Source organism: Streptomyces sp. SID14478 (genome assembly GCF_010548525.1).
Lineage (GTDB): Bacteria > Actinomycetota > Actinomycetes > Streptomycetales > Streptomycetaceae > Streptomyces.
Genome location: NZ_JAAGMG010000627.1, coordinates 88613 through 102505 on the forward strand (window position 1 = coordinate 88613; position 13893 = coordinate 102505).

A 13893-nucleotide genomic window follows, 5' to 3' on the forward strand; every position below is an offset into this window, starting at 1 on the left:
GCCAGGCTGATGCCGAGGCGACGCCCGATCGCGGCCGGTGGACGGCCGAGGCACTCCCTCGTCGGGAGCTCACTGCAGGCAGCGGACGACCCTTCGCCGTCCGGTCCAACCGCGGGATCAGCGGCGGGCCGGGCGGGCGCAGCGCACGTGTCCGGAGGTGATCGCGTCCCGGGGCAGGGCGAGGCCGAAGGCTCGTTCCAGGCCTTCGAAGAACAGCGCGATGTTGTCCGTCCAGTTGCCTGCCTTCTCGGCGATGCGCAGGTGCAGATTCAGGAAGGACAGCGGCGCTTCCGCGGCGAACGGTGCCTCGCCCGGGGTGTACCAGATGAGCTCATACATGTCCCGCCGGTCTTCGGCGCCGGTCTCGATCGGGAAGGGGTTCTGATACACCCCGTTCTCAAAATAGCTGAATTCGTAGATGGCCTTGGCCGTGGTCGCACTGAGCGTGATCTGCTTCTCGGCGGGCGGGTCGAGGGAGCGCGAGAAGGCATCGTCGAAGTCGTCGTAGCCCAGCCATGTCCAGCCGTTCTCCTCCCCGAAGGCAAGTACGCGAGTGAGATCGTCGGTGCCCTCCCGTGCGTCTCGCTCCTCGACCTGGTGGAGCATCAGCCCGTCAGCGATGTCCTGCGCGTCGGCCCCGTAGGCAAGCGCCACGTCCTCGGCGGCCGGCCCCCTGAGGAACACGAGATGCGTGAAGGGCTGTTGGCACCGCCAACTGGCCGCGATCCATGCCACCCCGTCGCCCACCGGACCCTGGCGCGCGAGGAACTCTTCGAACGCAGCTGCCCGCTTCGGCGACATGTAGCCCTGGCGAGCGGTGCGCGTCCTGCCCTCCAGCCAGTCGAGTTCCGCTACCGACCTCAGCTCGGCTACGACCACCCGGTCTCGCACGAAGGTCATCCGTGCCCCGTCGGCGTGCACGTACCGGAGGTAGGGGCCCTGCGGGTCCGGACCGAACGGTTGCCCCTGCCCCGCTCCGGACCGGGGCCGCACGCCGCCCTCAACCCGCCCGGCGAAGTGCTCCAGTTCCGCGAGTTCCGCCGCCGCAAGGAGCACACTCGTCGGCTCCCCGCCCTCGACGAGACACACGCGCTCGCCGGTCTCCTCGACGCGACCGACGAGACCCGTGAAGTCGGCTATGGCGTCACTCAGTTCAACGTTGTCCATGCGAGGGGACGATACTGGCAGCGACCGCGGCCAGGCCGAGGGGGCGTACCAGCCAGGCCTGGAGCGTAGCGGCCGCCGACGTCTGGATCAGTGAGATGTCGCGCAGCCAAGGAACAGGCCGAGTCCACGCAGTGCGCGCTGGATGCTCTACGCGCTGGACAAGCGGCGGAGACTGGGGGCTGGCCAAAACCACGGCCCAAGGCACCGTTGTGCTCCTCCCCTCGCTGACCGACCGGATGCTTTCCGGCTCCAGGGCAATTACCGGGTCGAGTTGGGGTGTGCCGCGTGCGAGTCAGGACTGCTCCCTACTCGCCCTCTCCGAGCCGCAGGGCGCACTGTTTCATGCGGAGACGATCGTCAGGGAACCATCCTTGCCAGGGCTCATCCAGCCGGTGCCAGGCAGCGGGCTGACCGCTTTCAGACGCCAACTGCGTTCGCCTATCGATCACTGTCACATAGGAAAGTCCCGCGGTGACTGGCCAGTTGGGGTGATATGAGCGCACCGTAGCGGCCGCTGGCGTCCCCATGAGTTCCGCCTGCACGCCGGTCTCCTCGAACAGTTCCCGACGAGCTGCCTCCCGCGGTGTCTCGCCCGGATCCACCTTGCCTCCCGGTGGTACCCAGCCTCGCCAGCGGTGCCTCACGAGCAAGACATGGGTCAACGCGTCATCAAACACCCACACCTCGGCGGCGAGTGGGCCCTCCAAGGACACATCGGGGCGGAGAAGCCACTCCAACGTGCCGTCGTAGTCAGATAGAGCTTCACGCGCATCGCACATAGCGGCCTCAAGTGTTCGTGCCTCCATCGGGTGTCCTCTCAGCTGCGGATGTCCTTCTCACCTGCCGCAGAGTACGACGCCGCACCGACAGCGCCGCATCGACAGCAACGCGGCCTGGACCGTGCCCGCTGAAGGCGCCGCGTCTGCTTCACAGCTGCGGCATGGTCACCCCACACGGCGAACGCCTCCGACGAGCCCTGCTGCCGGGCGAAGAGGTCGACAACGCCGCGCATCCCAAGTCACCTCACAACAGTCCCATCCGGCCCAGCGCGTTTCGCCATCGCCTGTACCGGCCGCACTCCACCTCTCTGCCCGCCCAATCCGGGCCCGGCGGCAAGCCGCCGTTTCGGCGGGCGGAGATCTGTCATGCGCGGTGCGCTGTGCGTGCAGGCGTTTTCTGTTCATTCCGCTGGTCGCGCTCCCCTCGCTCCTCGCCGATCGCATCGCCCCGTGCCACGAGTGAAGGTGGCCACGGTCATGGGGGCGCGAGAGCCGGGCCAGTCACCGCACAGCGAGTCGGCAGCACGAAGCCCCGGGGCCATGACGAAGGTCGCCAAGGGGGCCTGTGGTGCACTGCGACAGACTCGATGACACGGTAGGCGGGGAGTCACCTGCCGGCCGGTTCGGCAGGTGGCTGGTTCCGCGGACTGCGAGGTGCGGGGAGCGCGGGCAGGACCTCCCACAACGGCCGCCGGCCCCGGGCCCACTGCTCCAGCAGACTCCGGTCGACCAGGTGCAGACGCTGCTGGCGGGCGAACTCGCGGGCCGGGGCGGAGATACGGCCGTTGGTGACGAGTACGACGACATCGCCCTTGTGCACCGGCCGGCCGGTGCCGTTGAGCGTCTGCAGGTCCGGGGTGCCGACTGCCGAACCACTCAGTCCGTTGCGGCGGTGCTTGCACTGGATCACCCAGTAACGGCCCAGCGGGTCATGGCCCTTCACGTCGGCACCGAGGTCCCCGCGTCCGCCGCAGCGCAGTGCGTCGCGCGAACCGTCCCTGGCCAGCAGGTCGCGTATGGCGTGCTCGAAGGCACTGTGGTGCATCGCGTCGAACTGCCCGAGCGAATACGTCAGGCCCTCGACCCGTAGCTGCGCGGCCCGCATCTGACCGATCTTCCGATAGACCAGTGCCGCCACTGTCAGCACGACGAGCAGCCCGAGGACCACCAGGACCCACCAGTGCGCCCACACCCACTGGCCCACCTTCACCAGCACGATCCCCACCAGGACGAGCGCGCCCAAGGCGACCAGCAAGTCCTCCTCGCTTTTGCGGCGCCTGCGGCTCACCGTGCCGTCTCCGGCCGTCCGCCGCGGCACACGCCACTGCGTCCCCCGATGCTGCCCATTACCGGCCCCCCTCATCCCGCCATGGCTTGCCTCCACCTTCATGACAGCACCCGACACTGACAACGCGCCCGGCCGCGCGTCCACCCGACTGGAATTCGCCCTATGGGTCAAAGGGCCTGCTGTGGAGGCGAGTTGTGGCGAGTGACGATGCCGGGGGCGCTACCGTCGCATTGTGCGCCGAGGAACACCCGGCCCCGGCGGGGACGACGTCCGCGTACCGTCACCGTCGCGGCGGACTGTGGGTGCACCACTGTCACGCCGACCCTGCTATGGGCGGCACCACTCCCACGGCTCCTCCGGTGACAGCGGTAAGAGTCCCAGCGGTGTGACGTCATCGCCCGCGTCGACACCGGCGAGCAGCCATCGATTGAAGCGGCGGGCCACGTCTGCGCCCTAACCCGTCGATGGCAGCAGGGCCCTGCCGTGTCGGCGGTCAGTCGTCGAACCTGATCGGGTAGGACACCGTCGGCTCCGGCTTCTTCGGTTCGTCCCATCCCGGAAAATGCACCGGATAGACGCCCGTCTGGTGTGGTCGGGGCTGTCTGACGTCCGTGCCGGTCTGTGCTCCACCGCCTTGGTGAAGGGAGCCGAACCCCCACACGATCGCGCACGTCACGACGAAGATGGTCACCTGTCGGCGTGCGCCTGGCGGCCACCGCGTGTGCGCGGCAACAACCCTGCCACCCCTGATGTATTCCCTCACCTGCACGAGTGGCATGGCCCCTCCGATGGCTCATCTACGGGAGTAACCCGAGCACCCATCCAAGCACTCACCACCGACACTCCCTCTCACGTTTCACTCTTCAACTGCGTTGGCAGGCGCGCGAATTGACCAAAACACGTACCGAGGGCACCCTGACGCCGCGATGCGCGACCGACGCACCCGCAGACTGGGCCGCGCCGAGAACGCGTCGAACCGACGTGAGCCGGCAGCTTCGCGAGTCGGCGCGCACGAGGCAGCGGATGTTCAACCCCGGCGTTCGACGGCGGGCGGTCTCCATGAGTACGGCAGGCCTTAACACCACCGTCTCGATACGCATCCATCGGCGCGCCCCGGCCGCGCGGGTTCGCCCCCTGGACCCCGAAGCCCGACACCCCGTCGGCGAGCCGACGACCGGCCAGGTACGTTCTGAACGTGGCGGGGCGGGTTCAGGAAGTGCTCAATCCGAGACGGCGAGGAACTGACGGGCGCCACGCAGGACGGTACGCAGTCCGTGCTGCGTGGCACGGCTGTCGAGGCGGACGTCGATCGCCCCGGCAAGCGCGCTTTCTGCGCGCAGACCCGAGCGCAGTCGAGACACGTCGAGTCCGTCGCGCCGGGCGATGAGGGTGCCGAGTTCGTGACGGCTCACGGCATCGGAGCCTGCGAGATGGTGGACGCCGGTGGCGTCACGGGAAGCGAGTTCCAGCAGCGCGGCGGCCAAGTCGGCGACATGTACCGGGCAGCGAACGTCGTCGGTGAACAAGACGCCGTCCCGGATCCCGGCCGCGGAGTCGTGCACGGTGCGTACGTGCGCAGATTGCCGGTCACCGATGATGAGCGAGGTGCGAGCGATGACGGCCTGCGGGTGCACGAGGCCGACGCCTGTCTCAGCTGCGGCCTTCGCCGCGCCATAGGGCGTGATCGGGTCAGGGAGACAGGACTCGACGTAGTGGACGCGGGCGCCGGAGAAGACCGCGTCACTGGATACATGGATCAGGCGGCTGCCGTACCGCGCCGCGGCCATAGCCAGACGGACAGGACCCTCGGCCGTGACCGCCCAGTCCGATCCACCGCTCGTCGCGTTGACAATGAGGCGCGGGCCCACCGCTGCTACGACCGCCTCGATGCGCTCCGGGTCCCGCAGGTCGAGGGCGTGCCACATGGCCTCAGGAGCACTGCCGTGCCTGGTCGCGAACGTCGCGGCCGTCGGGTACCCGGACGCGAGCGCTTGGCGGACCAGTTCGGCGCCCAGGAATCCGCTGCCGCCGACGATCAAGACTGTCATGAGGTAACACGGTAGGTCACTGCACACCCGCTCTCGCGGTCTCCGTCTGACCCTCTGACCGTCGCGGACGAGACAGGTTCCTTGACGCCGCTTTCACCTGTGACGGCTGTTTGATCGCACCCATGCGTCTGTAACAGGGCTCGGGTGACTGACCGCTGCGGGTCCTGGCCTGCTTGCCTTCACTCATCCTCCGCACGTCACCGAGTGAGCCGTAGAACGCGGCGGCCGACTCCGGTGGCGAGTGTGGCCGGAGTCGGCCGGTGCGGGCGGGCAGGGGGTCAGCGTCGGCGCTGGTCGGCGCGGAGTTCGAAGTCGCCGTAGCTGTTGTCGACCGGGTTGACGGTGACGCCGGGGGCGACGATCTCGTCGATGGCGTCGAGCACGTCGGAGGACAGGGTGATGTCCGCGGCGGGCAGGAACGCCTCCAGTTGGTCCATGGTGCGCGGTCCGATGATGGCCGAGGTGATGCCCGGGTGGTTGATGACGAAGGCGACCGCCAGCTCGATCAGTGTGTGGCCGGCCTTCTGCGCCAGGACAGCGAGCTGCTCGACGGCGTCGAGCTTGCGCTGGTTGGCAGGGGTGCTCATGTCGAACCGCGCCTGAGGGCGGGCGGCGGAGGCCGGGCCTTCGGTGGCGTCCTTGCGGTAGCGGCCGGACAGCCAGCCGCCGGAGAGAGGACTGTAGGTCAGGGTGCCCATCCCGTGGCGTCGCACCGTGGGCAGCACGTCCTCCTCGATGCCGCGCACCAGGATCGAGTACGGCGGCTGCTCGGTGACGAACCGTTCCAGGTTCCGCTCGCGCGAGGCCCACTGGGCTTCGACGATCTGCGAGCCGGAGTAGGAGGAGGATCCGATGTAGCGGACCTTGCCCTGGCGGACCAGGTCGGTGAGGGCGCCGAGAGTTTCTTCGACGTCGGTGTCGGGGCTGGGGCGGTGGACCTGGTAGAGGTCGATGTGGTCGGTGCCCAGTCGGCGCAGCGAGTTCTCGACCTCTCGGATGATCCAGCGGCGTGAGCCGCCGCGCTGGTTGGGGTCGTCCTGGTCCATGGGCATGAAGAACTTCGTGGCCAGGAAGACGTTCTCACGGCGGTCCTTGAGCGCCTTGCCGACGATCTCCTCGGAGATGCCGGCGGAGTACACATCGGCGGTGTCGACGAAGTTGATGCCCGCATCCAGCGCGCGGTGGATGATCCGGATCGAGTCGGCCTCGTCCTCGTTGCCCCAGGGGCCGAACATCATCGCGCCCAGGCAGAGCGGGCTGACCTGGACGCCGGTGCGGCCGAGCGGTCGGTACTGCATGTGGATCTTCTCCCTTGTGCGTTCGGGTGTGCACGGTCAGTCGGTGGTGGTCGGGATGTCCGCGCCGGCGGTGGTCCAGCTGGCGAGGAGGGCGAGGGCCTGCTGTTCGGGCGAGTCCGGCTCCGGGACGTAGAAGTTCAGGCGCAGACCGGGGTCGGAGGGCAGCTCCATCGCCTCGTAGGGCAGCACGAGATCGCCCGCCAGCGGATGGTGCAGCTTCTTCACTCCGGAACGGTGGAACTTGACGTCGTGACGTGCCCACCGGCTGGCGAACTCACTGCTCTTGGTAGTGAGTTCTCCGATGAGGTCGGTCAGTGCTTTGTCGTGTGGTGCGCGGCCTGTCTCGGTGCGCAGGAAGGCGACCACGTCGTCGGCGCCCTTGTCCCATTCGGCCCAGAAGCCTTGGCTCGCCGGGTCCAGGAACATGTACCGGGCGGTGTTCACCGGCCCGCGCTGGGCGAACAGCGGCGAGTCGAACACCGGCGCGTACAGGGCGCGGCCGAGCGTGTTGGTGGCGACGGTGTCGAAGCGGGCGTTGCGTACGTACGCCGGGACCCCGGTCATCGAGTCGAGCAGCCGAAGGATCGTGGGGCGGACCCGGGAGGCCGTCACCGCGGGGCGCCGGCCCGCGGGGGTCGAGGCGCGGGCCAGGTCGTAGAGGTGGGTGCGTTCGGCCTCGTTGAGCTGTAGGGCGTGCGCGAGTGCTTCGAGGACGGCCTCGGAGGCGCCACTGAGGTTTCCGCGCTCCAGACGGACGTAGTAGTCCACGCTCATGCCCGCGAGCAGGGCGACCTCCTCACGGCGCAGGCCCGCAACCCGGCGGTTGGCGCCGTACACCGGCAGGCCGGCCTGCCCGGGGGTGATCCGGGCCCGCCGGGTGCTCAGGAACTCCTTGACTTCAGCGGCCAGCTTCTTCTTGTCGGGTGCCAGCGACACAGGTTCTCCTCGGGGCTCGGCATGGATCTTGCGCCGGCTTCTCCACCGTAGGCCGGTCTGCCGGCAGCTGCGAGGTACTGCCAGTACCTGGAACAGCAGTGACTCCCACCCGCGGACTCCAGCGTGTTCTCCTGGAGCAGGGCAGAGCAGGCCGAGGCCAGGACGCCCCGGAAATCGGTTCCCGTACCCGGACGGGCAACAGTCCGAAGGACACTGCACGCCGCACACGCGGTCGCGTCCTCGGCCCGCGCCAAGCCGCGCGGCCAGCAGGGCCCGGCCGTCCGCGACGACGTACTCGGCGAGGCCGCCGTGCGGCAGCGCCGGGCTTTCCACATGGGGTTTCCGTCAGGTTCGGCACGCGGATGCCGGTCAGCCAGGCCGTTGGCCCGATTCCTCGGCGAAGACCGGGCCGGGCTGGCGGCCGTCCCCTCCGTGGGAGACGGCGTGCCGGATCACCGCGGGCTGCAGTGCGGCAAGCAGCAGACACGCGCAGGCCATCGCGCTCCACAGCCCCGCCGGGCCGACATGTTCGATGAGCTGCGTCCCCAGCACCGGCGCGATGATGCCCGCGATGCCCCAACTGGTGCCGTACACGGCCAGGTAGTGCCCCTTCGCGCCCGCCGGGGCCAGCTCGGCGACGACCGCGTAGACACGGCCCACGAGGAGCAGGTCGCCCACGCTCCACACGATAGTTGCCGTCAGGTAGCCGGCCAGCGTGTGGGCGAGTGCGTATCCGCTCAGTCCCAGAGCCAGCAGTGCATACCCACCCGCGAAGACGGCGGGGGGCGAGAGTGCGGACAGGCGGTTCCAGCGCGTGAGTGGCGGGCCTGCGCAGATGGTGAGAGCTGACGCCGTGAACAGCAGCCCCGCGTCGGCAGACCGCAGACCTTCTCGGTCCATGGCGAGCGGCAGCGTGATCATGATCTGGAGGTAGATCACCGCGAACAGCATCCCTGTAGCCAGGAGGAGCAGAAGGGAACGGTCGCGCCAGGGGGTGGCCTCGGCGCTGCGTTCGGGCGTGGCGGGCCGGGCCGTGCGGTGGTCGGCGGGAAGGGTCAGGTGCACTGTGAGGGCGCAGAGCAGGCAGGTCAGCGCGTCCGCGACGAACAGCCAGCGCAGGTCCCAGCGGCCCAGGCCCGCCGCGATCAGTCCGGCACCCATGCCGGCGGCGGCCAGGGCTGCGTTCAACAAGCTGTAGGCGCGCACGTGTTCACTTGGCGCAACGACATCGGCGATCATGGCCTGGCTCGGCGGTTCGTAGAGTTCGAAAACCAGGCCCAGCAGGACGGTGCAGCAGACGGCCAGAGTCAGGCTGTCGGCCGCGGCGAGGCCCAGCTGGGCCACCGCGCATCCGGTCAGGCCTGCCACGATCGTGCGGCGCCGGCCGATCCGGTCGGCCAGGCGTCCCCCGGCCAGACGTGAGGGGATCGTGGCGAGGCCGAAAGCGGCGCCGATGCCTCCGGCGACCGCGGCGGAGGTCCCGAAGCTGGTCACGAGGAGAACGGTGAGGAAGGACATCGAGAACGCGCCGAGCCGGTTGACCGCCCGCGCCACGATCAGCAACCGCACCGCAGGCGGCAATCGCTTATTGCCTTGCACGGGCCCCACCCCCGCTCCTCGTCCGTGACCAGCGAAACGGCTATCGTTGGTGACGGATGGACGCTAGGACCTGAAGGAGTGACCGGTCAAGTGATGTTCGATGGTCACGTGCTGACGCTACTCGACGCCGCTGTCTCGCTCGTGAATGCACTGACCGACGGCTTCCGACAAGGCCGCCCCTACACCGCCCCGCACGGCGACCAACTCCCTCGGGCCGTCCACGACGCACTGCCCCTCGCAGCCGACCGTCCAGGTGTCGATCCAGTGCACGCGGCCTATCTGGCCCACACCGCCCAGCAGTTGAAGGCCGTATTCGTAGCTGTCGACCACGGTCACACCGGCCAGGCAGCAGAACTCGTCAATGCCCTCCTGCGCACCACCGGCGCCCGCCCGCAACTCGACCGCGTCGACGACGAGCCCTGGCAAGTCCATTTCCACGGCGCCGAGGACACGCTCGCCGTGGGCTGGAGCGCCGGATGCGCAACTGCCCTCGCCCTGGCCATTGGCAGCAACCTCGCCGGACGCCTCGGCGTCTGCACCGCGCCGCAATGCGACCGCGTCTACGTCGACAACTCCCGCAACGCCGCACGCCACTTCTGCTCGAACGCCTGCCGCAGCCGCGTCAAAGCGGCATCCTTCCGGGCACGCAAGAACGAGCAGGGCTGATGCAGCCGGGGGCGCCCACCGTCAGCCACCGGATGCGCTGGGTCTACGGCCTCGAAGCCGGCAGGGTTCGGCTCAGGAGCGGCAGCAGGCGATCCCAGTGATGCTTCAGCCCCGAGGCGCTGAAGGCATCCGTGTCGGACATGGTGAAGCCATGGGTGGTGCCGGGGTAAATCTCGGAGGTGTAGTCGGCCCCCGCGGAATCCAGCGTCTTGTTGAGCTCGTCGAGTTCCTCGGGCGTGATATCGCCTTCCGCATGGCCGAAATGGACTTGGGCGGTCAGCTCGGCGAAGAGGCCGGGGCCCACTGTGGCGACAGGCGCGTGGAAGGCGGCGAGAGCAGCCACCTGGTCGGGGTGATCCGCGGCCGTGCGCAGCGCGAGGAGGCCTCCGAAGCAGTAGCCAGTCACCGCGACCGGCCCGGCTTCGACCTCGGGCCGGGCGGTGAGAAAGCTGATGTAGGCGTCGGCGTCGGCCAGGACGCGTTCAGTGCTGTGCGCCTCGATCAAGGGCATCAACTGGCCGAAGACCGCGGGCCTGGCCTCTTCCCCGATGTACTCGGGAAGCTCGATCACGGGTGCCGGACCATGACGGTAGAAGAAGTTGGGGACGAGTACGTAGTAGCCGTGACCCGCCAGTTCGAGCGCCAACTCCCTCAGCACGGGCCGGATCCCGAACCCGTCCGGGTACATCAGCACCCCCGGGTGGCACTCGCCGTCGTCAGGGAACGCGGCGAAGGCGTCAGCCTGGCCATCGGCGGTGGAAATCTGCAAAGACGTGATGGGCATACCTGCTCCTGTCGTTGTTGATATGTCGAACCCGTGGTCAACACGACAGGGGCGGACCGCGCGCAGTGGCGCCTGTCCTTTGCTCCCATGGCGAGCCTGTGCCGGCCCGGGCGGCGCTCAGCGGAGCACCGGGGCAACAATCTGTGTGCGGCGCGCGGCCATCCCGGAAATCATGGCCAAAAGCCTAGTGCACCGATGCGTGGCCACGCCATGGTTCGAGGTGATTTCACAATGGCGCCAGGGGCTCCAGCTCATGCGGCGGACGGCTTGGAATAGAAGTGCGATCGGCTGAACTGCCGTGGTAGTTAAGCGATGTGACTGACCGTCTTGAGTATTCCGACCTGCTGCAACTGATCGACGAACGGTCGGCCGCGTTCAGGAATGCGGTTGCCGCCACGCCCAGCCTTGACGCGCCGGTGCCGTCCTGCCCCGAATGGACGGTGTCCGATCTGGTGCAGCACCTGGGTGCAGGCCAGCGCTGGTGGGCCGCGATCGTCGCCGCGGGCCCGGCCAAGACTCCGCCGGCCAAGGACATCACGGAGGTGCCGCACGAGCTCGAGGCGCTGCTGGCCTGGTACACCGAGTCGAACGAACTGCTCCTGACTGCGCTACGCCAGGCCGGCCCGGAGCGCGAATGCTGGGCATGGTGGAGTGCCGGCGTGTCACCGGCGAATTCCTGGGGCGTCGCCCGGCGCCGGGTGCACGAGGTGCTGGTGCACACCTACGACGCCCAGCTCACCGCCGACGTCCAGCAGCCGATGCCCACAGCCGTCGCGATCGACGGCGTGGCCGAGTTCCTCGACACCTGCAACTCCACTCCTGCAGCCTGGCCGCACCAGGCCGCCACCATCCACTACCACGCTACCGAGGGACGCTCCTGGCTCCTCACACTGGATGACACCGGCGCCTGGCCCGCACCCCTCCCTGACGACGCCGCGCCCGCCTCCGCTTCGGCCACGGGCACCGCCGAGCAGCTGCTCCTCTTGGTCTGGGGCCGCCTCCAGCTGAACGCCTTGCAAGTAGAGGGCAACCAGCACGTGTTCGAGCAGCTGATCGCCTGGGAGCCCGAGGAATAACCAGCCAATGCCGTCAACAGCAGATCAAGCCCACCGCCGCTACAGCCCGCCTATGCCCGCAGACCGAGTGACTGCGCCCCGGGACGGGCATGCGCGATCATGGCGCGATGGACACTCACTTCCTTGGCATCCCTGAGCTGACCAAAGCCCCGCCCGTGGCGGTCGTGATCGACGTCATGCGTGCCTTCACGGTGGCTGCCTGGGCCTTTGCCCAGGGCGCAGAGAAGATCGTTCTGGCTGAGTCGCTGGATGAAGCCCAAAGCCTCAAGGATCGCCACCCGGACTGGGTGACGCTCAAGGACGGTGCGCCTGCGCCCGGGTTCGACCTGGTCAACTCCCCTGGCCTGCTGCGATCTGTTGACCTCAGCGGACGAACGGTGGTGCAGAAGACCACCGCCGGGACAGTCGGCGCTCTCGCGGTCAAGGAAGCGTCACTGGTGCTGTGCGCCAGCTTCCTGGTGGCGGAGGCAACAGCTCGGCTCCTGCGAAACCACGAGTGTGACAGCGTCACGTTCGTGGTCACCGGCGAGGACGGCCAGGCTGACGAGGATCTCGCATGCGCTCAGTACATCGCTCGCCGAGCAACCCAGGCAGGAGCGGACGCAGCCGCGTTCCTCCATCGCGCAAGCGAATCGCGTGCCGCTGCCGAACTGGCGACAGGGGTCCGCCAGGGCGTCCACCCGGATGACGTCGCCCTCTGCCTGGAACTCGACCGGTTCCCCTTTGCCATGGTGGCGAGGTTGGAGGGCTCGTTCATGGTCCTGCGTCCGTGCGCTGCGCTTCCAGGGTGAGACCGGTGGAGGATTCAGCGCTGCTCTTGGTACGCAACCTCCGTCATGCCGAAGTACGGGGCTCCCCGTGCGTTCCCGGTCATCGGGCACGGCAAGGCGCCCCGCTATGCCGAACATGCGTCGGGTGGGCTGTCGCATACTGACGTCATGCTCTCGCCCCTGCGGTTCCGAGACGCACAGCACACGAAGTACCACTTCATTGATCATGTGCTCGTGCGCTGTCCGAAGTGCGCCGGGATCGCGCACGTTGCCCCGGCGGTGCCTGCGAGCGATGGCTCAGTCCCCTCGATGTTCGCGCGCCGCCGTCTTGTCTGTCGGGCGTGTGGACTGGCTCGGGATGCGGCCGAGGAACGTCTTGGCCTCTTCCGGGGACGTGGTGAAGCCACAGATCCCTACTTCAGGCTGCCGTTGTGGTTGCAGGCGCAGACACGGCACGGCTGGTTGTGGGCCTACGACCCAGAGCACCTGGAACTACTCCGGCAATTCGTACAGGCACCGCTGCGTGAAAGAGCCCCCTGGGACATACACGGCAAGAAGATGACGGTGGTCGCGCGGCTACCCACCTGGATCAAGAGCGCAAAGAACAGAGGTGAGGTACTGCATGCCATCGACTGGATCCGCTCGACACTCACCTGACTGACCACCTCAACCACACACCCACCCCAGCCCCGTCCCGTCCGCCATCGCCCCACAGCCGGCCGGCCTCGCCGGGGGGGTTCGGACCGCGCCCGGGCGCCGACGAGGGAGCAGGAGTCAGGGCAGGCTTCAAGCCCGCTGGCAATACGCTTCCGGCTGACCACCCCGACCCCGCATCCAGCCCGGCACCAGCAGCAGCGGCCGGACCACGGCCCGCTCCGCGTCCGTCCCGCCCGAGGGGCACCGTCGGACACGCTCGGGATGGTCGGCCGCATTTCCGAACCGGTGAACCACGCAATCACACGACAGGGCGGCCGGGTTGAACTGCACCGGCGCGAGCACATACAACTGCGGCAACAGGGGCCCCTGGTTCTCGGTCGGCTTCGCAACCCCGAGCTACCAAGAGGCCCCGTTCCCATTCCCGCAGCCAGCCGCGATCACCCGATCGAGACTCCCGTTCGACGCCCACTCCTCAAGAGCGGGACGACAACAGTTACTTACTGACCGTTTCAGAATGACTTTTGTTGTGGGGCTTGGTAGTTGGGTGTTGTGTCGGCAGGATTGGTTGGGTGACTGTTGAACTGGTGCCTGATGACCTGTGGGAACGTGTGGCGCCGCTCTTACCTGCTCGTCCGCCTCGGCGGCGTCGGTATCCCGGGCGGTTGCCGGCGGATGACCGGGCTGCGCTGAGAGGCATTGTCTATGTGCTGTGCAAGAGCGTGAGCTGGCGGGATGTTCCCGCTGAACAGGTCGGCTGCAGTGGCGTGACGGCCTGGCGGCGCCTGCGGGACTGGACCGAGGCCGGCGTCTGGCCGCAGCTGCACG

The 13893-nt window shown here is 68.3% G+C and carries 13 protein-coding genes and 1 pseudogene; 6 read left to right on the forward strand and 8 right to left on the reverse strand.

What is annotated here, in order from left to right; all coding sequences use genetic code 11:
• Positions 1-117 precede the first annotated feature (117 nt).
• Both G3I40_RS20860 and G3I40_RS20865 read right to left on the reverse strand, forming a co-directional pair.
• Positions 118-1167 (reverse strand): prevent-host-death family protein, encoded by a 1050-nt coding sequence (locus tag G3I40_RS20860; RefSeq protein ID WP_164303636.1) that lies wholly within the window; start codon positions 1165-1167, stop codon positions 118-120.
• Between the two features lie 305 nt (positions 1168-1472).
• A complete protein-coding gene (locus tag G3I40_RS20865; RefSeq protein WP_164303637.1) occupies positions 1473-1973 on the reverse strand; it encodes an NUDIX hydrolase in 501 nt (166 codons plus the stop codon).
• Between the two features lie 125 nt (positions 1974-2098).
• Between G3I40_RS20865 and G3I40_RS48150 the strand changes: the two are divergent.
• Positions 2099-2185: pseudogene (locus tag G3I40_RS48150) on the forward strand (IS5/IS1182 family transposase); the annotation flags it as partial.
• Positions 2186-2553: 368 nt separating this feature from the next.
• Here the strand turns inward: G3I40_RS48150 and G3I40_RS20870 are convergent.
• The 5 genes from G3I40_RS20870 to G3I40_RS20890 all read right to left on the reverse strand — a co-directional run bounded on the left by G3I40_RS20870 (position 2554) and on the right by G3I40_RS20890 (position 9085).
• Complete coding sequence (locus tag G3I40_RS20870) at positions 2554-3234, reverse strand: restriction endonuclease (RefSeq protein WP_343244976.1); 681 nt, start codon at positions 3232-3234, stop codon at positions 2554-2556.
• 1220 nt (positions 3235-4454) lie between these two features.
• Positions 4455-5282: a sugar nucleotide-binding protein gene (locus tag G3I40_RS20875; protein WP_164303638.1), complete on the reverse strand. Its 828-nt coding sequence runs from the start codon at positions 5280-5282 to the stop codon at positions 4455-4457.
• A 278-nt stretch (positions 5283-5560) separates the two neighbouring features.
• A complete protein-coding gene (locus G3I40_RS20880; RefSeq protein WP_164303639.1) occupies positions 5561-6580 on the reverse strand; it encodes an aldo/keto reductase in 1020 nt (339 codons plus the stop codon).
• Between the two features lie 36 nt (positions 6581-6616).
• Positions 6617-7516: a helix-turn-helix transcriptional regulator gene (locus tag G3I40_RS20885; RefSeq protein ID WP_343244977.1), complete on the reverse strand. Its 900-nt coding sequence runs from the start codon at positions 7514-7516 to the stop codon at positions 6617-6619.
• Between the two features lie 369 nt (positions 7517-7885).
• Positions 7886-9085 (reverse strand): MFS transporter, encoded by a 1200-nt coding sequence (locus tag G3I40_RS20890; RefSeq protein ID WP_343244978.1) that lies wholly within the window; start codon positions 9083-9085, stop codon positions 7886-7888.
• A gap of 138 nt (positions 9086-9223) precedes the next feature.
• Here G3I40_RS20890 and G3I40_RS20895 point away from each other — a divergent pair, with 138 nt between their 5' ends.
• Positions 9224-9781, forward strand: coding sequence for a CGNR zinc finger domain-containing protein (locus G3I40_RS20895; RefSeq protein WP_343244979.1), 558 nt, complete (start codon positions 9224-9226; stop codon positions 9779-9781).
• Positions 9782-9824: 43 nt separating this feature from the next.
• Here the strand turns inward: G3I40_RS20895 and G3I40_RS20900 are convergent, their stop codons facing one another.
• Entirely contained in the window at positions 9825-10565 is a 741-nt protein-coding gene (locus G3I40_RS20900) for a dienelactone hydrolase family protein (protein WP_164303641.1), read from the reverse strand.
• A 314-nt stretch (positions 10566-10879) separates the two neighbouring features.
• Between G3I40_RS20900 and G3I40_RS20905 the strand changes: the two genes are divergently transcribed.
• The 4 genes from G3I40_RS20905 to G3I40_RS20920 all read left to right on the forward strand — a co-directional run.
• Entirely contained in the window at positions 10880-11641 is a 762-nt protein-coding gene (locus tag G3I40_RS20905; protein WP_164303642.1) for a maleylpyruvate isomerase family mycothiol-dependent enzyme, read from the forward strand.
• Positions 11642-11748: 107 nt separating this feature from the next.
• Complete coding sequence (locus tag G3I40_RS20910) at positions 11749-12432, forward strand: 2-phosphosulfolactate phosphatase (RefSeq protein ID WP_164303643.1); 684 nt, start codon at positions 11749-11751, stop codon at positions 12430-12432.
• A 147-nt stretch (positions 12433-12579) separates the two neighbouring features.
• Positions 12580-13068, forward strand: a complete 489-nt coding sequence (locus G3I40_RS20915; RefSeq protein WP_164303662.1) for a hypothetical protein — start codon at positions 12580-12582, stop codon at positions 13066-13068.
• Positions 13069-13637: 569 nt separating this feature from the next.
• The coding region (locus G3I40_RS20920; protein WP_343244980.1) for a transposase at positions 13638-13893 on the forward strand (256 nt) is incomplete at its 3' end.